This is a genomic window from Mammaliicoccus vitulinus, assembly GCF_029024305.1.
GTDB lineage: Bacteria > Bacillota > Bacilli > Staphylococcales > Staphylococcaceae > Mammaliicoccus > Mammaliicoccus vitulinus.
In genome coordinates this window covers 1,036,062-1,059,244 of the sequence record NZ_CP118974.1, presented here as the reverse complement: position 1 = coordinate 1,059,244, position 23,183 = coordinate 1,036,062, and the positions used below count along the sequence as shown (strand labels likewise).

The window sequence follows — 23,183 nt, the reverse complement described above, 5'->3', positions numbered from 1 at the left end:
AGCTGAACGCTTTTTTATATGCAAACAACTTATTTGTTATCTCCATTTTGATCTTTTGAATTTTGATTATTTTTTTGCTTTTGTTTTCTCGATTGTTCTTTAACGACTCTTCGTGTGACTATTCTAACTAATCGCATTAGCGCTCTTTCTGGTCTCATAAGTACCCTCCTCAATATAGGTATTAATTAGTTATATCCACTCGAATTAACTTTAAACATAAAAAGAGAGCCTCACATTGATATGTGAGACTCTTTTTATTATGCTAATTTACCAAATTTCAATACGTCACGTGCAATGACAACTTCTTCATCAGTTGGAATTACAATAACTTTAACTGGTGAGTGTGGATAGTTGATAAATCCTTCTTCACCGTGTAATCCAGTGTTTAAGCGTTGATCCCAATAAACACCCATAAACTCTAAACCTTCTAATACTTTAGCGCGCACTGTATCAGAGTTTTCACCTACACCTGCTGTAAAGACAATCGCATCTAAGCCGTGCATTCTCGTTGCATAAGAACCCATGTATTTATGAATTCTAGATGCGAATACATCTAATGCTAATTTAGCACGTTCATTACCTTCATTTGCATCTTGTTGAATATCTCTTAAATCACTTGAAGATCCAGATATACCTAGTAGTCCAGATTCTTTGTTAAGAATGTTTAATACTTCTTCTGCATTTTTCCCGGTTTTCTCCATGATATATGGAATTAAAGCTGGGTCAAGGTTACCTGAACGCGTTCCCATTGTAACACCTGCTAATGGTGTGAAGCCCATTGATGTATCTACTGATTTACCACCATCTATCGCTGCGATAGAAGCACCATTACCGATATGACAAGAAATAATTCTAAGCTGATCTAAAGGACGATCTAATAATTCTGATGCTCTTTGTGATACATATTTATGACTTGTACCGTGGAAACCATATTTACGAATACCATAATCTTTATAAAAGTGATATGGCAAACTATATAAATATGATTCTTCAGGCATCGTTTGGTGGAATGATGTATCAAATACAGCTACATGCGGAATATTTGGTAGCAGTTTTCTGAAAGCTTTAATACCCATTATATTGGCAGGATTGTGTAATGGCGCTAAATCCGTTAATGTTTCCATTTCAGCCAATACTTCGTCTGTTACAAGGGCTGAATCTGGGAATAGTTCCCCACCATGTACGACACGGTGTCCTGAACCTTGAATATCATTAATATCATTGATGATATTATGTTCTTTTAATGCATCTAACATAATATTAACTGCAACATCATGATTTTCAATATCTAATGTTTCAGTTATTTTTTCTCCATTTACCGAAATTGAGAAAACTGAATTTTTTAACCCGATACGCTCGATTAGCCCTTTAGTTATAACTTTTTCTTCAGGCATTTCAAATAATTGAAATTTCAAAGATGAGCTACCGGCATTAATTGCTATTATTTTTGTCATTTAGACTTCCTCCTGATAATACTTTTCTATACTATTTAAACACTAATACAGATATGAATCAAGCATTAATACAGTTTATAGAGAATGATTTTCTTTCATCCATTCATCTACTTCAGCTAAAAAGGTTTGCAACTGAGTTTGTGCCTTGAAGTCTGGGATGTTTGCTAGCAATACCTCAACACTCTTAGTATTTCCAGGATCTTTCTTTTGTAAAATTAAGAGTGATTTACGAGATTGTTCTGTTTTAAACAATGAGTTAGGAAAGTTTAAAAATGCTTGCATTTCTGTCTCTGTAGCAATATATTTTTGTAACTGTTTCACTTCTTCGCCTTCAAATAATTTTGTAGGAACAATTAAAAATACATACCCTCCTGGTCGAGTTGCAGTAACTGCTTGCTCTAGCAATAAGTAATGACTATAACTGTGTCCTTCACTAAAGCCTAATTTCATCTCTTTACTGCGTTCATCGACTGGATAATAACCAACTGGTAAATCACCTACTATAACGTCTGCTTCTTCTAATGGTAACGGCATAATGGCATCTTGTGGATATACATCAAATGGTATTTCTAAAAAGTTAGCTAAATGGATGCTCAAACGTTGTAAGACAGGATCCACCTCAACGAGATGATGCATAACCTTTTTCTCTTGATTTTGTTCATTTATAGTTGCACTTAAGTGCCCTGTTCCACTTGCGATATCGACTATATTAAGTTCCTTTTTGTTTTTGTTAAACAAGTTTACGAGATAACTTAATATAAACCCGATAGAATCAGGCGTCATTTGGTGATTTGGCTGAATAACTTCTTCCTTTAATAAGCTTAAATAAGCAAACTGGAAGGCTTTTCTACGCTCTTGTAAAGTAGATTGTTCTAATAAGTCTCTTTGATTAGTATAAATTTCTTCCAAAGCCAAACCTAAGTTTTCAATATAGCTTTGACCATTTTCATCGTGGAGGTCTTTACTTTTTACATCAAGTTTTTCAAATAATACTTCCATTATATTCTTTTCTTCAGTCATAATTGCCCTCTTTCGTATAAAAAGCTGCCCAATGTAATGGACAGCGATTTATGGTTGTTAATTAGTTTAAATTTCTATAAGCTTCTAAAGCTTTATCATAGTCAGGGTGGTCAGTACCTTCACTCACTACTTCAGCATAAACAACTTTATTATCTTTGTCCAAAACAAATACTGAACGCGCTAATAAACGAAGTTCTTTCATGATAACACCAAAGTTTTCACCGAATGATAAATCGCGATGATCACTTAATGTAATAACATTTTCTAAACCTTCTGCTGCACACCATCTTTTTTGTGCGAATGGTAAGTCGTTAGATATTGTTAAAACAACACCATCTTGTTCATTTGCAGCTTCTTCATTAAATTTACGAGTTTGTTGACTACATACTCCTGTATCTATAGAAGGTACGGCACTAATAAGTTTCTTTTTACCTTCATAGTCTTTTAAAGTCTTTTCAGATAAATCATTTGCTAATACAGTAAAATCTGGTGCTACTGAACCTACTGTAACTTCCTTACCTAATATCGTAACTGGTTCATTCTTGAATGTAACTTGCGCCATAAAAAAAGGCCTCCTTAATCTTGATAAATATATTTTATCATGATTAAAGAGACTTTAAAATTCTTTTGATTATAATATGATTATCTTGCTGCCTTTTGGAAGTCATTTCTCAATTGAATATATTTGTTTTTGAGCACAACAGTGTCACCAAAATAGTCGTGTATACCTTTATGTTTTTTAGTAAAAGCAACTACTAAATATGGTAATCCTAACAATGCACCTGAAATGATTCTTCCAATCCATTCTCTAAATAACACATCTGTAAATTTGAGAGGTTTTGCATCTTCACGATAAACACTCAATCCTAAGCACATTTTACCGAGTGTTCCTTTAAACTTGTAAGTCATAAGTACAAAATATAAATAAAATATTAAAGCACTTATGATATTTTCAACACTGAAATATGGTACAAATAAATATTCATCTTGAATGTTCGTTAATGCAAATAAAGGACTTAAGACGATACCTTTAAATCCTGCTAAAGCTAATATATCGATGATATACGCGAAAAAACGAATCCAGAATCCTGCAAATACGATGGATTTTATTTCAGACATATATTTATTTACTGTACGCTCAATATCACTTTGTTCACGCGTTGTAGCGATTTGCTCGTAACTTGCTTCAGTCATTTAAAATCCCTCCTTACTCACCATACAAGTACATTGGTTGTGGTGAATTATTTGCTTTAACTAAAGATTCATATTTACTTAAATCATCTAAACCTATCATAGAAGACAATTTACTTTTCGCTGCCATTGGGAAGTTTAAAAATCCAGATGATGCACCATAAGTTACAACTTGTGCGTTTTTAGATTTTATGTCGCCTCTTAAAGCTTTAATCGCATCATCTTCATAGCCAATTTCATCAATTAAGCCATTAGATTTAGCTTGTTGCGCTGAATAAATTCTACCATCAGCTAATTTCTTAACATCTGATTCAGACATATGTCTACCATCTTTAATGACATTTACGAATTGCTTATAGCTATCGTCAATAATGGATTGCATTATGTTACGTTCTTCTTTAGTCATATCTTTCATAGGATTTAATATTTGTTTATGCTTACCTGATGTAACAGATTCATCTTTAACACCTAATTTATCAGCTAATTCCGCATAATTCGTACTAGAAATAATAACACCTAAAGAACCTGTTAATGTTTGAGAACCTGCATAAATTTTATCTGCTGGTGTCGAAATGTAATAACCACCTGAAGCAGCCATATTCTTCATTTGAACATACACTTTTTTATCTTTAGCTTTTATTTCTTCTAATTTCTTATGTATTTCATCACTTTCATATGTTCCTCCACCTGGAGAATTCACTTCTAGAAGTACACCTTTAACATCTTTATCTTTTTTAATTTTATCTAATTGTTTTAAAAATGATTGATGATTGTATCCTCCACCGCCGAACAATGATTCTTCTTGGCCTGTATCTTCAATGGTTCCATTTACGGATAGTTTAACAATTTTACTACTGCTATCGCTACCAGATTGAACAGATTCACTAATCCCATCTGAATCAGTCGCTGTTTTCTTCCATGAATCATCCATAAATATGCCAACAGCACTCACAACTATACCGCCTATTACTAAAATAGCTGCTATGATGATGGCTATAATTCTTTTAGACATACTATCTTCCTTTCTATTTTATATATTTACATATATAATAATAACAGACTTTAATAGTAACTGTAACATTTGGGAGGAACAAATTATGACTTCTAGTAAACGAATTTATCTATTCACTTCAAAAGATCGGGACGTGTTAGAGACTCGAGAAAAAATTCAAAATGAAATGGAACCACATGGATTTGAATTTGTTTCAAACTATGATCATGCAGATATTATTGCTTCAGTCGGAGGTGACGGGAGTTTTTTACAAGCATGTAGAAAAACGAATTTCAGCAAAGACAAAGTATACATTGGTATAAAGACAAGATTAGATCAAAACTATTTATATGTTGATTTCAGTGTAGATGATATTCCACATTTAATAAACTCTATAGATTCAGAAGAGGTTATGGTAAGAAAATACCCAATCTTAGAAGTGAATTTAAACGATCAAATGTCTTATATGTGTTTAAATGATTTTTATATTAAATCCAGTGTCATTAAGCCTATGAAAATGGAAATATTTATCGATGATGAGTATTTTGAAGCATTTAACGGCGATGGTTTGTTAATATCTACACCTACTGGTTCAACAGGGTATAACAAATCTTTAGATGGCGCAATTATAGATCCTAAAATAAGAAGTATGCAATTGACAGAAATTGCATCTTTAAATAATAATAATTTCAGAACAGTTAGTAGTTCAGTTGTTTTAGGTGATACGAGAACACTGAAAATTACACTCGACAAAGAAGGTAATTATTACCCGATAATGGGTCTTGATAACGAAGCACTAAGTATTCAAGAAACTGACTTTATAACATTAAAAATTCAAGATAAATATATACGAACGCTTAAATTACCTCAAAACTCATTTTGGAGTAAAGTCCAACGAAAATTCTTATAAATATTTAGTCAACAAAGTCTTAAACTTTGCCGGCATTTTTTATGCGCATGCTTTCCGCGGGCATGCACGAGCAAAATCGAAGATTTCACTATAATATTGTTATATATACCAATAAATATATTTTTCTCCACGATTTTAAAATAAAAAAACTGCCAACAAGTTCACTTTAAGTGACTTTGTCGACATAAAAAAACCAGCGATTCTATTCGCTGGTTTTTTTATAGGAAGTGACTGCTAACATAGTCATACACATTTTTAAGTATTAATGAAATTGTAACGACGATAAATAAAACTTTAACGTAAGAAACACCTTTTCTAATAGCAAAAGTAACACCTAAGTATGATCCTATGACCATTGAAGCAGCCATGCTAAATCCATAAACATAATTTACTTGACCTAATACCATAAACAAGAGCAATGCACCTAGATTAGAAGCTAAATTTAAAAATTTCGCATTACCCGCTGCATGTAAATAGTCTAGACCTATTAGTAACAACATAAATAAGAAAAATGACCCGGTGCCACCACCTATAAATCCATCATAATACCCTATAATAACGACGCCTATAATAAATAAAATGGCTTTTTTAAGTGACAATTTCTTATATTTATTAATATCGCCCCAATCTTTCTTAACAATTGAGTAAATCGTTACTAATGCTAATATTATAATTGCGAGCGGCTTTAAATATTCTGGCGGTAAATATGTAGCAGTAATCGCACCAAATATTGAACCTATAAAACTTAACGGAAATAGTTTGCCTACTATATCAAAATCTACTTTTTTAGCTTTTATAAATTTCATAGTACTTGTAAAAGTACCAAATGAACTCGCTAATTTATTTGTACCTAATGCTGTAGCAGGATCCATACCTACAGCTAACAGCGCTGGCAAAGAAATGAGTCCTCCTCCACCAACTACTGAATCTATAAATGATGCTATTAAACCAAATATAATGACTATGAGTAAAATATTTAAATCAAATTCCATCTGGATATCTCCTCTACTTTAAGATAACGACATCCCAACGTTAATATTAAAGTAGTTCATCCATCCATTCATCTTTTTGTTGTTGCATATCATCATGCTTGGAAATTGTAATGGTTTCTACATTTTTAACCGCTTCTTCAATTAAATCTTCAAAATCAAATTTAGACTCGAAGTATTCAACTTTTTCAAGTTTCGGATTAGTTTTCGGATTTTTAGGTGTAAATATTGTACAACAATCTTCAAATGGTTGTATTGATAAATCAAAAGTATTAATTGCTTTCGCTTTTCTAACTATGTCTTCTTTATCAAATGTAAGCAACGGTCTTAAAATCGGCATAGATGTCACACTATTAATTGCATACATACTACCTAACGTTTGACTCGCAACTTGGCCAAGATTTTCTCCATTAACAATTGCTTGAGCACCAATCTCATGTGCTAATTTTTCAGTAACTTTTAACATCATTCTTCTAGTACTCGTCATCGTATAGCTTTCTTCTACTACTTTATGAATTTGTTTCTGCAATTCTGTAAAAGGAACAATATGAAGTTTAATATCATTTGTTAAATTTGCAAGTTGTTTTGTTAAATCAATAACTTTCTGTTTCGCTTGCTCACTTGTATATGGTGGACTATGAAAATGAATAGCTTCAATTGTTACGCCTCTTTTCATAACTTCCATACCTGCTACTGGTGAGTCAATACCACCCGATAACATGAGTAATGTTTTACCACCTGTTCCAACTGGTAATCCTCCGACACCTTCAAGCACACGATTATACATATAAATTGCATCTTTACGAACTTCAACTTTTATTCTATGATCTGGCTGTTTAACATTTACAGTTACATTTTCAGTGTTTTGAAGAACATGTCCACCTAATTCTTGTTGCAGTTGAAATGTATCAAGCTCAAATGTTTTATCAGCTCTTTTTACTTCAATTTTAAATGTATCGCCATCTTTAAAGTCGTCAGCAAACTTTGAAGCTATTTCTTTCATCGCATCTAACTCTTTTTCAATTCTTACAACTGGGCTTACAGAGTGTACGCCAAATACAGTCTGAATACGGCTCATCATTTCTTCAATATCTGCACCTTCATGTACATCGATATACATTCTGTCACGATTAGCACGAACATTATAGCCTTGAAGTGGCATTAACCTACTTTTTAAATTTGCTTTTAATTTATTAACAAACATATTTCTGTTACCTGTTTTTAAAGTCAATTCACCATATCTAACTAATATGTGATCATAATTCATATTTTAATAACTCCTTTACCTCTTTATATACTTTGTTAAAGGCATCTTTAAATGCTTCTATTTGTTCATTTGTTAAATCAGGTGCGATACTCAATCTTATGCTTCCTTCGATGATCATATTACTCAAACCCATCGCTTTTAACGTTTCATTATGAGAGCTTTTTTTAGAAGAACATGCACTCGTCGTAGATAAATAAATTTCATATTTAGAAAACGCATTAACTAATACTTCACCTTTTACGCCTGGAAAAGATACATTTAATATATATGGAACAGCATCTTTAGGTGAATTAATGCGCACACCTTCATATTTTTCAATAAAGCTTCGTATTTCAGTGCCCTTTTGAGTTAATGCTTTTATATTTTCATCTTTACGATCATTCATTTGTCTCATAGCTTTTGCTAAAGCGATATTTACTGGTGCGTTTACAGTACCACTTCTTACGCCATACTCTTGTCCACCACCAAAAATAATAGGTTGAATCATCTTGATTTGCGTAATGGCTAAAATGCCAGATCCTTTCAAACCATGAAATTTATGTGCACTCAAACTATAACTATCTGCTAGATTTATATTCAAAGGTACTTTACCGAAGCCTTGAACCCCATCTACATGGAAATGAACTTTAGGATATTTCTGTAGAATTTCGCTAATTTCTTCAATTGGTTGAATTTGCCCCATTATATTATTCACATGCATACATGTAACAAGTACAACATCATCATTGAGTAATTTTTTTAAAGATTCAATATCCAGTTTGCCATCTTTTGTTGTATTGATATATTTCAAATTAAACCCTTGATCTTCAAGCGCTCTCATCGTTTCCAATACAGAAGGATGTTCGATTTTAGTTGTTAATATCGTTTTACCAAACCTTTTTTTCATTTGAGCCATGCCTTGCAATGCTATATTATTCGATTCAGTAGCACCACTTGTAAAAATTATGTCGAACTTGTCGTTCAAGTTTAAATATTGTTTAATATTTTCTCTTGCTTTATCAATTAAATGAGCAATTTTCACACCTGCTGTATGAGGACTATTAGGATTAAAATAATATTGTGTATTCATCTGCGTATAAGATTGAATAACATCCTCATTAGGCTTTGTAGTTGCAGCATTATCAAGATATATCATACTGTCACCTCTTTTTTTCATTATATAATGATACCACAACTCATTTGCTATAGATATACCTATCAGCTCATAAAAAAGGAGTGGAACAAGAATCGCACAATATCAATTCTTCGTGCGTTTTGCCCAGATTTCACTTGGATTATTCTCCACGATTTTGCAAAGTGCTGACGCCCGGGGGAATAGTATGTGAGAGAGACTACAGGCTCGAACCATATTTATAAGGCAAGCATGCACTTTCAAAATCGAGATATAAAAAAATCTCTTCATTAGGCCGTAACCTAATGAAGAGATTAACTTTTATTATCGTTTATTGACATCTTCTTCAATTTTATTACTAATTCCAGGTTCAACTTTTTCAAGTGCTGTCTCTGCAATTTCTATTGCTCGTTTATATCTATTGTTAGCAAAGAGTCTTTCTGCTTCATTAAGACTCTTATTCAATTCATTATTTTCTTTTCTATATCTATTACCGTACTGAATTAAAGTCTCTGCATGAACTGCGTTGATTAACACATCCGTAGTTTCATCTTCGAATTTATTCATTTGTAGTACAATATTGCTGACTTTATCTTTAACATATTGTACATTGATCGGTCTTTGACTGAAAATTTTATTAACCTCACGAATTTCATGATCGATTTCATTCTTCATAATAACAAATCTTTCAGGTACACTTGGTAAATTCGAAGCCAATAAATTTCGATATATTTCTTCTTTTTTAGTTTGAACACGTAACGTATTTTGTTGAGCCGCCGCTTCATCTTCTCTAAGTGATACTAAGTGATTTTGAATTTTTTGTTGATTATCATTTATCACTTGAACATGTTCTTCTATATATAGTAAGTTGTCTTCCACTTCACTATAACGAACATTAGTTTTAGCCATTTCTCCTAAGATTTCATCATACACGCTAATAAGATTTTGAATTTCATTTTCATATTGTCTTACTTTATGAACATCTTCCTCGGAAATGTAGTAATTTTCTTTAACATACTCAATTTCAGTTTGAAGTGTGTAGTTCATATCTTTAGCGTGGAATAATTCATCTGTAATGATTTCTTTAGATTGTTCTACTGTATTTTTAGATTTAACTTCATGTTCAATCAGATCATACATATCATCTAAAGTATCATTGATTTCATTAATAATCCTGTCAGCTTTAGTTAACTCTAGTCTACCAATTAATGGTTCAACTAAGTTAAGTTTGCCACGTAAAGTTTGTAATGTACCTTCCACTTTAACATGTTCAAGATTATATCCTTCAACCTTTAAATCTCTGCAACCAAATTTCAAGTCTTGGAATTGACCTGGCAATTCTTTTTGGACATCCTTGATTAACAATGGAATTTCATTCATATCTTCTTGCATGCGTTTCATATCAGTGTTGAGTTGATCTATATGGCCGCTCGCTTTAATATAATGTCCATCTGCAACAAGCTCCTCATATTGCTCAATTCTAGGTAGGAATGCTTCTATATTTTTCTCGATAAGCTCTGCAGCATCTCCAAATTGATGTCTGTTGGCCAATACTTCTCTTTTTGTTTCTCTATAAATTTGTTTAGATTCGTCATATAATCGGTCGCTTGTTTCTACTGTTGTCATTAATTCTGTAACACTCTGAGCTAAACGCGTATATTTCTTCTCTATACCATCCATGATTTTGTTAGCATCTGCAATGCTTTCTTCTGATTGAGAAAACTTAAATTTATCCAACTCTGTATCAGCGTCTTGAATTTTTGCATCTACAACTTTTAAATCTTCTTGTAAGACAGTTTGCCACTCTCTTTTAAACTGGTCATACTTATCCTTAGCTTCACCATGTATGTTTAATTTTTTAAGTTTAGCTAATTCATCTTGAAAAGGTAATTGTTTAATTTTTTGCTTACGCTGCTCGGTTTCAGTAATCAAATTTCGCTTTGATGTACGTAACCATAACATTATACCAATACCAATTAATATAATGATAATAATTGCAAGTGTTATATAAATTGCCATTATGTATTCTCCTCCTAAATCGTTCTCTTTATTATAACGTAAAATAATTATCCAACAAACCTTTTTCTATGCAAAATATATCCAAAATTATAAAATAGATATATAATTCAAAAAAATGATGAAATGAGGAATAAAAAATGCCGGAAAATCAACCAAATTATACATTACTTAGTAGACAACTTGACGGCTTATTATCAGGTGAGAAAGATTTAATTGCTAATTTAAGTAATTCATCAGCATTTATTAATCAATTCTTACCTAATATAAATTGGGTAGGTTTCTATCTTATAAAAAATAATGCACTAAAGCTTGGGCCATTTCAAGGATTACCAGCATGCGTTGATATTGAAATCGGAAAAGGTGTTTGTGGTACAGCAGTTGCTGAAAAGAAATCCCAACTTATAGAAGATGTTAATGCATTCCCCGGACATATAGCTTGCGATGCTAACAGCCAATCTGAAATCGTTATACCTATATACTATAACAAAGAAATTATTGGTGTGTTAGATATTGATGCGCCGATTAAATCAAGATTTGATAAAGCGGATCTTGAAGGTTTAGAGTTACTCGTTCAAATTCTTGAAAAGCATATTCATATATAAAATATAAATTGACATCACCTTGCCAAAAAGGTATAATATCGTTTGTGTGAATTAACGAAAGTAGCAGTTAAATATTATAGGGCTCTATGTTATTCCCAAAGAAGGTGTGTTGTGTAACCGCGGCTGCAAGGTGAAGACACAAAAACATAACATATCCTTATGAGCATTTAACATTCTTTCTTGTTTCTTCATAACATTTAAACAAGAAAAAGGAGGAACTTCATTATGTCACGATTTAGAGGTTCAAACTGGAAAAAATCACGTCGTTTAGGTATTTCATTAAGCGGCACAGGTAAAGAATTAGAAAAACGTCCTTACGTACCAGGACAACACGGTCCAACTCAACGTATTAAATTATCTGAGTATGGTCAACAATTACAAGAGAAACAAAAATTACGTTTCATGTACGGAATTACTGAACGTCAATTCCGCAGCACTTTCGATAAAGCTGGTAACATGAAAGGTGTTCATGGTGATAACTTCATGGCACTATTAGCTTCTCGTTTAGACGCAGTAGTATACGAACTAGGTTTAGCTCGTACTCGTCGTCAAGCTCGTCAATTAGTTAACCATGGTCACGTAACTGTAGATGGCGCTCGTGTAGATATCCCATCTTACTCTTTAAAACCAGGTCAAACTATTGGTATTCGTGAGAAATCACAAAAATTAAACATCGTGTTAGAATCAACAGAATTAAGTAACCACGTTCCTGATTACTTAACATTCGATGCTGACAAATTAGAAGGTACTTTCGTACGCGTTCCAGAACGTAGCGAATTATCAGCTGAAATCAATGAACAATTAATCGTTGAGTACTACTCTCGTTAATCGTTATTGTGAAAACCACTTTCATTTTGAAAGTGGTTTTTTTGTGTCTAAATTTATAAAAAGCTTTTTTAATATGTTCATATTTCAAAGGTCTTCTATCAACCTCACCTACTCTTCTAACCATTCTTCTAAACTTTGAGCGTAATCTGTTATAATGCCATCGACATGTATCGCAAGCATATCGTGAGCTGCCTGCTTATCATTTATAGTATATGGTAATACTTTCATGTTGGATTGATGTGCCGCTTCTACAAATCTTTTTGTGACGATTTTGTAATTTGGATTGATATAGTTCGCATACGCCCCTATTTTTCTTATAGTACTTTTACTTATAAACTTATCTTTCTTTTTTATGAGGACGCCTAATTTAATTCCTGGTCTTAATGCTTGGAATTTCTGAATTGATTTTTTGTTAAAAGACTGTATGATAATTTGTTCTTCATTGATGCCATTTTCATCTATAGATTTAAGAATTTGTTCTTCTATACCTGGATATTTTTCCGGTTGTTTGACTTCTATTAATAATTTAATATCTACATTTTTAATTAACTGTAAAACATCTTCAAAAAGCGGTATGCGTTCTCCTACAAAAGATTCCCCTTTCCATTTACCTACATCGTATTTTTCCAGTTCTTTATATGTTAAGTTCTTGATTATGCCTTTTTCTAATGAAGTACGATCTGTTGTAGGATCATGAATAATAACGAGTTTATTATCTCGCGTTCTATGTATATCTATTTCGAGCATATCGATATTTAATGTAAGTGCATGTTTATAAGATGCGATTGTATTTTCTGGGACTAGCGATGGCACACCTCTATGTGCTACTTTAATTATAGAATGTGGATTATACAGATTCATTGTTTACTCCTTAATAATCAGTCATACTATAGATTATACCCAAATATTTTTATTTAAAGAAAGGAACATGACTATGACAACACATATTTTTAACTTAAAAGGAACTTGGACTAAAGGCAGAAATGCTTCTGGTCATATAACTACAAATAACTTATCAACACGCGTATCTATTCCAGAAGTAATGGATGGACCAGAAATTGGTACTAATCCAGATGAAATGTTACTTGGAGCTGCTTCTACTTGCTATATGATTACTTTAGCAGCTATGATCGAACGTTCAAAAATTGAAATCGAAAGAATTGAAGTAGAATCTAAAGGTCATGTTGAAGTTGAAAATGACATTATTACTTATAAAAAAATTGAACATTTCCCTATTATTTATTTAAGTGAAGAACCGGACGAAAATTTACAAAAACGGTTAAATAGGCTTGTTCAAAAAGCAGAAGAATCATGTATGGTTACACGTGCTTTAGCTGGAAATGTTCAAGTTGTAGCATCAGGTGAAATAAGATTTTAATAAGTTTTCAAAATGAAAGCGTTTTAATCTGAATTTTCAATATATTCACTATTATTTTATTATTTTCTTTGCTACAATATAGAACATAAATTCAGTAAGGAGTGTATATATATGTATCAGCACGATTCTTTATTACTCGCACCAGGTCCTACCACTGTTCCAAGGGAGATTTTAGAAAGAATGAATCTACCTATGACAGGGCATAGAACGAAAGAATTTAGTCAAATCATTCATCAAGCATCAAGAGATTTACAAATAATTTTTGGGGCCAAGCACCCTGTAGCTATTCTTACTTCGTCAGGTACGAGTGCTTTAGAAGCAGCTATGGTTAATACAGTTAATCCAGAAGATGATATTGTCATTATCGTTTCAGGCGCTTTTGGCGATAGATTCAGAAAAATAGCTTCTTCTTATCCTTTCAATGCACATATTTTTGAAGTTGAATGGGGAAAAGGTGTCGATTTAGAAGAATTTGAAACATATTTAAACTCACTTAATGTGGATATTAAAGCGGTATTTACACAATTCTGTGAAACTTCAACTTCTGTAAAGCACCCTATTCATGAATTAGGAAAATTAGTAAAAACATTTAATCCTAATACATATTTTGTAGTAGATGGTGTAAGTATTATCGGCGCAGTTCAAGTAGACATGGAAAAAGATCTTATCGACGTACTCGTTTCAGGTAGTCAAAAAGCAATTATGTTACCTCCTGGAGCTGCTTTTGTAGCGTATAACGATAGAGCAATTGAACGTTTTAAAGAAGTGACGACTTCAAGATTTTATTTAGATTTAAATAAATACATAACTTCTTTAAATGATGATTCAACACCTTTCACACCAGCTGTATCTCTTATAAGAGGTGTTCAAGCTTATTGTGATTTAATTAGTGAAGAAAAATTTGAAAACACAATTAAAAGACATGAAGTTTGTAAAACAGCAGTAAGAGAAAGTTTAAAAGCTTTAGATATGGAATTATTAGTTGAAGATCAATTTGCTTCTCCAACAGTAACTGCTTTTGTACCAAACAAAAATGAAGTTAAACAAATTAAAGACGAATTACTTAGTAGATTCAACATAACAATCGCAGGTGGTCAACAACATTTAAAAGGTACAATTTTAAGAGTTGGTCATATGGGTAAAGTTTCTCCAAATGATATGCTGCAATTTATAAGTGCATTAGAAGTGATACTTACAGAAATACGTGAAGAATCAGTACTCGGTAAAGGTGTTACAAAATTCCAGGAGGTAGTTAATCAATATGTTTAAAGTAATCGTAGTAGATCCAATATCAGAAGAAGGTTTAAAAAGTTTAACAGACCATGAACAATTCGAAGTAGATATCAATACCGGTCTAAGTGAATCAGAACTTATTAACATTATAGGTGACTATGATGCTTTAATCGTAAGAAGCCAAACACAAATAACACCACCTATTTTAGATGCAGCGAAGAATTTACGCGTTGTAGCAAGAGCTGGTGTTGGTGTTGATAATATCGACATCGACCACGCTACTAAACAAGGTATTTTAGTTATTAATGCTCCTGATGGAAACACAATATCAGCTACTGAACATTCAATGGCAATGATTCTATCAATGGCTCGTAACATTCCAGAAGCACACCGCTCTTTACAAGAAGGCAATTGGGATAGAAAAAAATATCGCGGAACTGAATTATACAAAAAAACACTTGGTGTAATCGGTGCAGGTAGAATCGGACTTGGCGTTGCTAAGCGCGCTCAAAGTTTCGGTATGAACATCCTTGCATTTGATCCATATTTATCAAGTGATGATGCGAAAAGATTAGATATTACGAGAGCAACAGTTGAAGAAATAGCTGAACAAGCTGATTTCATAACTGTTCATACCCCTCTTACACCTAAAACAAAAGGTCTTGTAAATGAAGATTTCTTCAATATTGCTAAACCAAACTTACAAATCATCAACGTTGCTAGAGGTGGTATCATCGATGAAGATGCACTGATTAAAGCACTTGATGAAGGTAAAATAGCAAAAGCAGCACTTGATGTATTTACTGAAGAACCAGCAAATAATACACCTTTAACACAACATGAGAAAATTATTGTAACACCACATTTAGGTGCTTCTACTATCGAAGCTCAAGAAAAAGTTGCTGTATCTGTTGCTAATGAAATTATAGATATTTTTGAAAACAACAACGTTTTTCACGCAGTTAATGCTCCGCAAATGACAGGTGAAGTTGAAGAAGAATTAAGACCTTTCGTTGAATTAAGTAGAACTACCGGTGAAGTTGGTATTCAACTATTCGAAAAAGGACCACGAGAATTAAAAATTAAATATCATGGTGAAATAGCATTGGATGATACGAGTTTAATTACAAGACAACTTGTAATGGGCGTCTTAAAACAAGATTTAGGAGATCACGTTAACTTGATCAATGCACTTGTACTTCTGAATGAACAAGGTGTAACTTACCAAATTGAAAAAAATAGTAAAAAACACGGATTCAGTAACTATATTGAATTAGAATTAGTGAATAAAGATCATTCTATAAAAATCGGTTCTACTGTATTAAATGGATATGGTCCGAGAATTGTCCGTATCAATGATTATCCTGTAGACTTTAAACCAGAAAAACATATGTTATTAATACATCATAACGACCGTCCAGGTATCGTAGGTAAAATGGGACAAATCTTAGGAGAACATGGTATTAATATCGCTTCTATGCATTTAGGAAGACATTCTATAGGCGGAGAAGCATTGATGATATTATCAATCGATGATGAAGCTTCAGACGAAACAATCGCTGATTTATTTGCGATAGATGGATTCCAAAGTATTAAAAAAGTAGAACTTAATAATTCATTGTAATTCAAACAAAATATCTCTTCATTAGGTTATAGCCTAGCGAAGAGATATTTTTATTAGGTTAAAATCTTGCGATTTTGAAAGTGCATGCTTGCCTAAAGAAATATTATATATCATAAAAAGAGCGTAAATTCTTAAAAGAATAAGAATTTACGCTCTTTTACATTAATCTAGCTTATTATAATAATACGCTTCTAATATCTAATACATTATCTACAATATGTTCAGCATCATTTGCTTCCAATTCTGCTTTAGCTGCTTGGCCTTTTAAGCCTGTTAATGTACCTATAAATGTAGCGCCAGTCTTTTTAGCACTTAATAAATCTGCTAATGAATCACCAACAATATATATGTCTTCATTTTCAAAGATATTTTCTTGGTTCTCTATATACGTTAAGTACTTGTCTGGATTGTTACCACTATTTGCAATAAGGTAACTAAATGGATTAGGTTTACCTAATGGTTTAAGTTCTGGGTATGTTGTTTCAGCTTCTAACACTTCTGAAGCAGTACCGATATGGAACTCGTCAAATTGCTTTAACCACCCTATTGTTTCGAATGGTACTAATGTTTCTGTTCTAGGTCTACCAGTAGCTATCCCTATTTGATAACCAGCTTGTTTTAAATCTTCAAGTAGTTGTGTGACTGCGTCTATATCTGCCAACACGACTTCTTCTTTAATATAACCGTTTTTGTATGTTGTTCTAGGTGTCTTATGCTCAACTTCTTTGTACAATTCAGTACCTAAATACCACTCTTGATATACTTCTTGAGCAATATCCCAGAATTTACTTTTGAGTTCAAAAATTGAAGCATCATTTACATTTAATTGATCTTTTGCATAAGCGATCAAATCTTGATAAATATTTTCTTTACCTGATGTTGCTTTAGATAAAAATTGAAGTGGTGTTTCAAAATCAATTTGTGCTCCTTCTAAATCTTTTGCGAAGCTTTGTAATGTTTCTTCATTAAAATTGTCATGACTCAAATCTAAATTTGTAACATTTTCTTTTTTTAACAATTCAATTAAGTGTGTGCTAATAACAATGAAAAGCATATCCCAATTTGAATTTAAGCCTAATGATTTAAGTTGATTTAAAATTTTATCATCAATAAATATATCTTTTCTTATTTGCTCGATATCATTTTCTTTTAAATCATTTAAGTGGATAGACCCTTTTAAATTTAAAAATGATTCACTATGTAACAACTCATAAACTGTTAATGCTGATACATCAAAACATCTTTCTTCACTCAAAAACACACCATCTACATCAAATAATACTTGTTTCATAATATGCCTCCATTTTTTGAACATTCTGATTATAATTTTAGCATAGTTTCTCAGTGAAAACAGTAGAATTATAGTAACTCTACAATGTAAACGCTTTATAAATATTCACGCTCTAAAAAGAAAAAAAGCTCATACACTTCAGAAAGTATATGAGCTTTTCCCTATATTATTTTAATGATTTTTGCTGCGCTTTACTTGCTATATATGTAACTTCTTTTTGTAATGTATTCGTTCTTTCTTCTAATAACTCCATTACTTTTGCAATCTTTTCGCTTTTCTTTAAATCACTTGAAAAAGTACTTGGATCAATCGGATCTCCGAATTTTATAAATGATTTTTGTCTAAAGCCAAACATTGATTTCACTTGGTTAGGACCTTCAAAAGCTGCAGGTACAATCGGTTTATTGCTTAATACTGCTATTGTTGCTGCACCTCTTTTTAATGGTGCTCCTCCTGCTTCAGCTCTATGACCTGAAGGGAAAATGCCAACACTTTTACCTTTGTTAAGTAGTTTCACTGGAATTTTTAATGTACTTGGTCCAGGCTTTTCTCTATCTACAGGAAAAGCATTTACAGAATGAAAGAACTTATTTGACCAGTCTTTAGAAAACAATTCTTTTTTAGCCATATAATTAATTTCAGTTGGATACAAACTTAACGCTAACATGATGACTTCGACATAACCTGTATGTGTACAAGTTACGATATACGGTTCATCTGGAACCTTCTCTTTATTGATTGTTATAACTTGTTTACCAAACTTTTGGAAAACAATATGTAAAACAGTACTAGCAAATTTATACATTTATTGACCACTCTCTTCTTAATGATATTCATATTTTATCACTCTACTACTATAGTCTCAAGTTTTCATACAAAATATTGTAACAATTAAAAAACATCATATCATTGGCAATTTAATGCAATATCTATAATAATTATTTTATGGACAATGTTTAAGGAGGCATGTAAATGGATCAGAATCATAATGGGGATAACCAAAATCCAAAATTAAATCAAACAACTTCTAATGATTATTATTATAAGAAGAAAAATAAGATTCCTTGGTACCAAAGTTGTCTTATACCATTTTTATCAGGAATTGTTGGTGCCGTTTTAATACTTGCTTTATATATCGGCGGTACTAAAATTATGGATGTCGTCAATAATTACAATGACGAAGCAAAAATAACGAAAGCTCCAGCGAATGAAAAAGGCGGTAATATTAAAGATAATAAATCGAGTAATAAATCCGTATCCAAAATGATTGAGGAAGTATCTCCGTCGATTGTTGGTGTGATTAACAAGCAAAAAGCAAGTGGATTAGAATCATTCTTCGGAGGTAAAAGTTCAGGTGAATCTGGCGATTCTCAAGAAACAGGTACTGGTACTGGTGTCATTTATCAATCTGATAAAAACAGTGCTTATATCGTTACGAACAACCACGTTATCGAAGGTGCAAACGAAATTGAAGTACGACTTCACAATGATAAGTCCGTTAAAGCTAAACTTGTAGGTACTGATGTCATGACAGATTTAGCTGTTTTAAAAATAGAAGGAAACTATAACATTAAACCACTTAAATTCGCAGATTCTTCTAAAGTAAAAGCTGGCGAAACAGTGTTTGCTTTAGGTAATCCATTAGGCTTAGAATTTGCTAACAGTGTTACACAAGGTATCATTTCATCTGAAGAACGTACAATGAACGTACAAACTTCTGAAGGTGTTACTGAAGCAACTGTTATACAAACAGATGCAGCCATCAACCCTGGTAACTCTGGCGGTGCATTAATTGATTTAAATGGTAACTTAATTGGTATTAACTCAATGAAAATATCTCGCTCTGATGTAGAAGGCATCGGTTTTGCAATACCTAGTAATGAAGTAGACAATATCATTAAAGACATAATGGATGATGGTAAAGTGACAAGACCTTATATTGGTATAAGTATGATTTCTATTAATGATATTCCAAGCCAATACAAAAAAGAATTAAAATTAACAACCGATAAAGGTGTATATATTTCGGAAGTTGATGAAAAGGCAAATAACGGTCTTAAAAAAGATGATGTTATTATTGAAGTAGATGGGCATAATGTTTCAGATGTGTCAGATATCAAAAATTATATATATAAAGAGAAGAAACCTGGAGATAAAATCACAATTAAATATATAAGAAATGGTAAAGAACATAATACAAATATAACTTTAAAAGAACAAAATTAAATATATACCTAATATTTCAGAACGTAAAAAGATCTCTTCACTAGGCTATAACCTAATGAAGAGATCTTTTATTTTGAGATTGGATAATGATGACCTAAACTCATTTATAGCTTGCTAGAATCCTCTACCGGCTCCGCCGCCAGAGAATCCACCGCCACCACCGAAGCCACCACCTCCGGAGAATCCACCACCAGAACTACCTGATGATCCTCCAAATATAAATGGTCCTGCCATTCCACGTCTTGTTCCTCTTCCACTACCACCACGAGGCGGTTTTCCGCCTCCATTTTTCAAGTATATAATGAAGAACACAATGATGAATAATATGAAGAATACAAATGGAATTTTACCTAAACCACTACTTTGAGGTTCATCTTCAGTAAATTCTTTACCGTCATAACCATAACTTTTAGCAATTTCATCCCAAACAGCATCATATAATTTCGTTAATCCTTGACTATAATAAGCTTTCGCTTTTTTTGCATCGTTTGTTCTAGAAGCTTTTTCTTGATAAGGCATAAAGTTAGTATCAATTAATTCACCGACTTTAGCATCATTAAGAACACCTTCTAAACCATCTCCAACTGCAATATCGATGCCTCTATTGTTATATTCATTACCGTTGTCCATATTCAAAAGTATCACAATACCTCTGTTATGTTTTTGATCACCAACTTTGTAATGTCTACCCGCTTCTAAAGCATAATCTTGTCTAGGTGTTTGTCCGACAGATTTCATTGTCATTAACAAAATATCTGCATCCGTACCATCTTGCAATTTTTGACCCTTTTTGCTGATTTTATCTTTATCCTTATCATTGATTAAATGCGCATGATCTTGGACAAAAACAGGTTGTTCTAACTTAGGAAACTTGTCATCTGCTGCTTGTACAATTGAGCTTAGTGAAAAAAAGCTTATGATAAGCAATACGCAAAATCGTTTAAACATTGACTTCATTAAGATTCATCTCCGCCAAAGTCTACCTTAGGGGCATCTTTAGCTTCACCTTTAGCTTGGAAATATTCTTTTTTATCAAAATTAAACAATCCTGCAACGATACTAGATGGGAATCTACGAGTAGCTTGATTATATTCATTGATTGATTCATTATAATCTTTTCTAGCTACTGCAATTCTATTTTCAGTTCCAGCTAGTTCGTCTCTTAAACCAGTAAATTGCTTATCTGCTTTTAAATCAGGGTAATTTTCACTAATCGCAATTAAACGACTTAACGCACTATTCACTTCATCATTAGCTTGTGCTTTATCTTCTGGTGAGTTCGCTCCAGCTAATTTACTACGTGCATCAGATACGTCTTTAAACACTTTCTCTTCGTGTTTAGTATAACCTTTAACAGTATCAACTAAATTAGGTATTAAATCGACACGTCTTTGCAATTGGTTATCAATATTAGACAAAGATTTATCTGCTTCTTCTTCTAAACCTACCAATCTATTATATGGTCCGATCATTATCAAACCTACAATTACGATTACTGCTACTACAGCAATAATGGGTCCTAAATATTTTTTCATTTAATTTTCTCCCTTTCTCTATAAATATATCTCTATTTAATTATACAATAAATGTCATACTAATACTGGTCAATGAATAAAAGAAAAAGCACAATAAATGATTTCTTTATTGTGCTTTTAATCTCAAATTAGCTAAATTTAACCATCGTATATTTCTTCTTACCTCTTCTTACAATTGTAAACTCATCTTCAATTTTATCTTCACTTGTTATTTCATGATTAACATCTTGTATACGTTCACCATTAATATAAATAGCACCATTATTAATATCTTCACGAGCTTGTCGTTTAGAAGGTGATATGCCAGCTTCAATGATGAAATCAACAAATTGTACTGTTTCTGGACTTACTTGAACTGTTGGTACATCTTTGAAACCTTCTTCTATTTCAGCTTTTGTTAATGATTTAATATCACCTTTAAATAGCGCATCAGTAATTCTTTTTGCCTCTTCTACTGCTTCACTACCGTGTATGAATCCAACCATTTCTTCTGCTAATACTTTTTGTGCTTCTCTTAAATGTGGTGCTTCTTCAACTGTTTTTTCTAATCTATCAATTTCTTCTCGATCTAAAAATGTAAAGTATTTTAAGTATTTCACAACATCTGCGTCTTGAGCGTTAATCCAGAATTGGTATAACTCATAAGCTGAAGTTTTACTTCTATCTAACCAAATTGTACCTGATTCAGACTTACCGAATTTTTTCCCATCTGCTTTTGTCACTAATGGAATTGTAAAACCGTATGCTTCAGTATCTCCATACATTCTTCTCATTAATTCTAATCCTGTTGTGATGTTACCCCATTGATCAGAGCCACCGATTTGCATTTTACAATTATAGTTTTGATTTAAGTAACCGAAATCAATCGCTTGTAAAATCATATACGTAAATTCAGTGTATGAAATACCCATTTCTAATCTTGTCTTTACTGAATCTTTAGCTAGCATGTAGTTTACGCCAACATGTTTAGCATAATCTCTTAAGAATGAAATTAAATCAATTTCTTTTAACCAATCTTTATTGTTTACTAATATCGCAGAATCTTCACCTTCAAAATCAAATATTTTATGCATTTGATTCATAATTCCACGTACATTCTCTTCAACTTGTTCATCAGTTTGTAATTGTCTCTCTTCTGATCGACCAGAAGGATCACCAATCATACCAGTACCGCCACCCACTAATACAATAGGTGTATGTCCATGATTTTGAAATCTTCTTAAAGTTAAATATGGTAGTAAATGCCCTATATGCAAACTATCTGCAGTTGGATCTGCTCCACAATATATTTTGACAGACTCTTTATTTAATAATTCTTCAATTCCGCTTTCATCTGTTTGTTGATAAATTAGACCTCTCCATTTTAAATCTTCTAAAAGTGCGTTTGCCATTATTAAGTCCTCCTCATAAAATATAATATAAAAAAGCACCCTTACAATAAAATGTAAGGGTGCTTGAGTACACGGTACCACCATACTTATAATGTATAATACATTATCGCTTATTAATGTTAC

At 32.3% G+C, this 23,183-nt stretch carries 23 protein-coding genes and 1 other annotated feature (1 of these 24 only partly in view); of the genes, 7 read left to right on the top strand and 16 right to left on the bottom strand.

Annotated features, from left to right (window positions below; translation table 11 throughout):
- Nucleotides 1–29 precede the first annotated feature (29 nt).
- The 6 genes from PYW35_RS05375 to sppA all read right to left on the bottom strand — a co-directional run bounded on the left by PYW35_RS05375 (nt 30) and on the right by sppA (nt 4,677).
- Nucleotides 30–158: a hypothetical protein gene (locus PYW35_RS05375; protein WP_016912738.1), complete on the bottom strand. Its 129-nt coding sequence runs from the start codon at nt 156–158 to the stop codon at nt 30–32.
- Between the two features lie 99 nt (nt 159–257).
- The gene (locus PYW35_RS05370) at nt 258–1,454 is read right to left on the bottom strand and encodes an acetate kinase (protein ID WP_016912739.1); all 1,197 of its coding nucleotides are present in this window, start codon (nt 1,452–1,454) and stop codon (nt 258–260) included.
- 75 nt (nt 1,455–1,529) lie between these two features.
- The gene (locus PYW35_RS05365) at nt 1,530–2,474 is read right to left on the bottom strand and encodes a class I SAM-dependent methyltransferase (protein WP_016912740.1); all 945 of its coding nucleotides are present in this window, start codon (nt 2,472–2,474) and stop codon (nt 1,530–1,532) included.
- A 61-nt stretch (nt 2,475–2,535) separates the two neighbouring features.
- Nucleotides 2,536–3,036 (bottom strand): thiol peroxidase, encoded by a 501-nt coding sequence (gene tpx, locus PYW35_RS05360; protein ID WP_103322690.1) that lies wholly within the window; start codon nt 3,034–3,036, stop codon nt 2,536–2,538.
- Between the two features lie 80 nt (nt 3,037–3,116).
- Nucleotides 3,117–3,668 (bottom strand): RDD family protein, encoded by a 552-nt coding sequence (locus PYW35_RS05355; protein WP_016912742.1) that lies wholly within the window; start codon nt 3,666–3,668, stop codon nt 3,117–3,119.
- Between the two features lie 13 nt (nt 3,669–3,681).
- Nucleotides 3,682–4,677, bottom strand: coding sequence for a signal peptide peptidase SppA (gene sppA / locus PYW35_RS05350; RefSeq protein WP_016912743.1), 996 nt, complete (start codon nt 4,675–4,677; stop codon nt 3,682–3,684).
- 85 nt (nt 4,678–4,762) lie between these two features.
- Between sppA and PYW35_RS05345 the strand changes: the two genes are divergently transcribed.
- The gene (locus PYW35_RS05345; RefSeq protein WP_016912744.1) at nt 4,763–5,566 is read left to right on the top strand and encodes an NAD kinase; all 804 of its coding nucleotides are present in this window, start codon (nt 4,763–4,765) and stop codon (nt 5,564–5,566) included.
- A 218-nt stretch (nt 5,567–5,784) separates the two neighbouring features.
- Here PYW35_RS05345 and PYW35_RS05340 read toward each other — a convergent pair whose 3' ends face one another.
- The 4 genes from PYW35_RS05340 to ezrA form a co-directional block, all read right to left on the bottom strand.
- A complete protein-coding gene (locus PYW35_RS05340) occupies nt 5,785–6,558 on the bottom strand; it encodes a sulfite exporter TauE/SafE family protein (protein ID WP_103322691.1) in 774 nt (257 codons plus the stop codon).
- A 46-nt stretch (nt 6,559–6,604) separates the two neighbouring features.
- The gene (gene thiI, locus PYW35_RS05335) at nt 6,605–7,822 is read right to left on the bottom strand and encodes a tRNA uracil 4-sulfurtransferase ThiI (protein ID WP_103322692.1); all 1,218 of its coding nucleotides are present in this window, start codon (nt 7,820–7,822) and stop codon (nt 6,605–6,607) included.
- Nucleotides 7,812–8,957: a cysteine desulfurase family protein gene (locus PYW35_RS05330; protein WP_103322693.1), complete on the bottom strand. Its 1,146-nt coding sequence runs from the start codon at nt 8,955–8,957 to the stop codon at nt 7,812–7,814. Before PYW35_RS05330 ends, thiI begins: the two co-directional genes overlap by 11 nt.
- Before the next feature lie 300 nt (nt 8,958–9,257).
- Entirely contained in the window at nt 9,258–10,952 is a 1,695-nt protein-coding gene (gene ezrA / locus PYW35_RS05325; RefSeq protein ID WP_016912206.1) for a septation ring formation regulator EzrA, read from the bottom strand.
- Nucleotides 10,953–11,089: 137 nt separating this feature from the next.
- Here ezrA and PYW35_RS05320 point away from each other — a divergent pair, with 137 nt between their 5' ends.
- Complete coding sequence (locus PYW35_RS05320; RefSeq protein ID WP_103322694.1) at nt 11,090–11,554, top strand: GAF domain-containing protein; 465 nt, start codon at nt 11,090–11,092, stop codon at nt 11,552–11,554.
- Between the two features lie 225 nt (nt 11,555–11,779).
- On the top strand, nt 11,780–12,382 hold the full coding sequence (gene rpsD, locus PYW35_RS05315; protein WP_016912204.1) for a 30S ribosomal protein S4: 603 nt from the start codon (nt 11,780–11,782) through the stop codon (nt 12,380–12,382).
- Between the two features lie 108 nt (nt 12,383–12,490).
- Here the strand turns inward: rpsD and PYW35_RS05310 are convergent, their stop codons facing one another.
- On the bottom strand, nt 12,491–13,243 hold the full coding sequence (locus PYW35_RS05310) for a glycerophosphodiester phosphodiesterase (RefSeq protein WP_103322695.1): 753 nt from the start codon (nt 13,241–13,243) through the stop codon (nt 12,491–12,493).
- Nucleotides 13,244–13,316: 73 nt separating this feature from the next.
- Between PYW35_RS05310 and PYW35_RS05305 the strand changes: the two genes are divergently transcribed.
- The 3 genes from PYW35_RS05305 to serA all read left to right on the top strand — a co-directional run bounded on the left by PYW35_RS05305 (nt 13,317) and on the right by serA (nt 16,617).
- Entirely contained in the window at nt 13,317–13,760 is a 444-nt protein-coding gene (locus tag PYW35_RS05305; protein ID WP_103322696.1) for an SACOL1771 family peroxiredoxin, read from the top strand.
- Nucleotides 13,761–13,871: 111 nt separating this feature from the next.
- Complete coding sequence (locus PYW35_RS05300; RefSeq protein WP_103322697.1) at nt 13,872–15,029, top strand: pyridoxal-phosphate-dependent aminotransferase family protein; 1,158 nt, start codon at nt 13,872–13,874, stop codon at nt 15,027–15,029.
- A complete protein-coding gene (serA, locus tag PYW35_RS05295; RefSeq protein ID WP_016912200.1) occupies nt 15,022–16,617 on the top strand; it encodes a phosphoglycerate dehydrogenase in 1,596 nt (531 codons plus the stop codon). The genes PYW35_RS05300 and serA overlap by 8 nt, the downstream gene beginning before the upstream one ends.
- 175 nt (nt 16,618–16,792) lie before the next feature.
- Here serA and PYW35_RS05290 read toward each other — a convergent pair whose 3' ends face one another.
- Nucleotides 16,793–17,908, bottom strand: coding sequence for an HAD family hydrolase (locus PYW35_RS05290; protein WP_016912199.1), 1,116 nt, complete (start codon nt 17,906–17,908; stop codon nt 16,793–16,795).
- A gap of 166 nt (nt 17,909–18,074) precedes the next feature.
- Nucleotides 18,075–18,713, bottom strand: coding sequence for a lysophospholipid acyltransferase family protein (locus PYW35_RS05285; RefSeq protein WP_103322698.1), 639 nt, complete (start codon nt 18,711–18,713; stop codon nt 18,075–18,077).
- A 167-nt stretch (nt 18,714–18,880) separates the two neighbouring features.
- Here PYW35_RS05285 and PYW35_RS05280 point away from each other — a divergent pair, with 167 nt between their 5' ends.
- Nucleotides 18,881–20,134: a S1C family serine protease gene (locus PYW35_RS05280; RefSeq protein ID WP_103322699.1), complete on the top strand. Its 1,254-nt coding sequence runs from the start codon at nt 18,881–18,883 to the stop codon at nt 20,132–20,134.
- A 114-nt stretch (nt 20,135–20,248) separates the two neighbouring features.
- On the opposite strand, the gene PYW35_RS05275 is transcribed toward PYW35_RS05280, so the two are convergent.
- From PYW35_RS05275 to tyrS, 3 genes are all read right to left on the bottom strand, one after another.
- Nucleotides 20,249–21,091: a TPM domain-containing protein gene (locus PYW35_RS05275; protein ID WP_016912196.1), complete on the bottom strand. Its 843-nt coding sequence runs from the start codon at nt 21,089–21,091 to the stop codon at nt 20,249–20,251.
- On the bottom strand, nt 21,091–21,669 hold the full coding sequence (locus tag PYW35_RS05270) for a LemA family protein (protein WP_016912195.1): 579 nt from the start codon (nt 21,667–21,669) through the stop codon (nt 21,091–21,093). The genes PYW35_RS05275 and PYW35_RS05270 overlap by 1 nt, the downstream gene beginning before the upstream one ends.
- Nucleotides 21,670–21,797: 128 nt before the next feature.
- Nucleotides 21,798–23,060 (bottom strand): tyrosine--tRNA ligase, encoded by a 1,263-nt coding sequence (gene tyrS / locus PYW35_RS05265; protein ID WP_103322700.1) that lies wholly within the window; start codon nt 23,058–23,060, stop codon nt 21,798–21,800.
- A gap of 52 nt (nt 23,061–23,112) precedes the next feature.
- Nucleotides 23,113–23,183: a binding site (T-box leader), on the bottom strand (it continues 117 nt past the right edge of the window).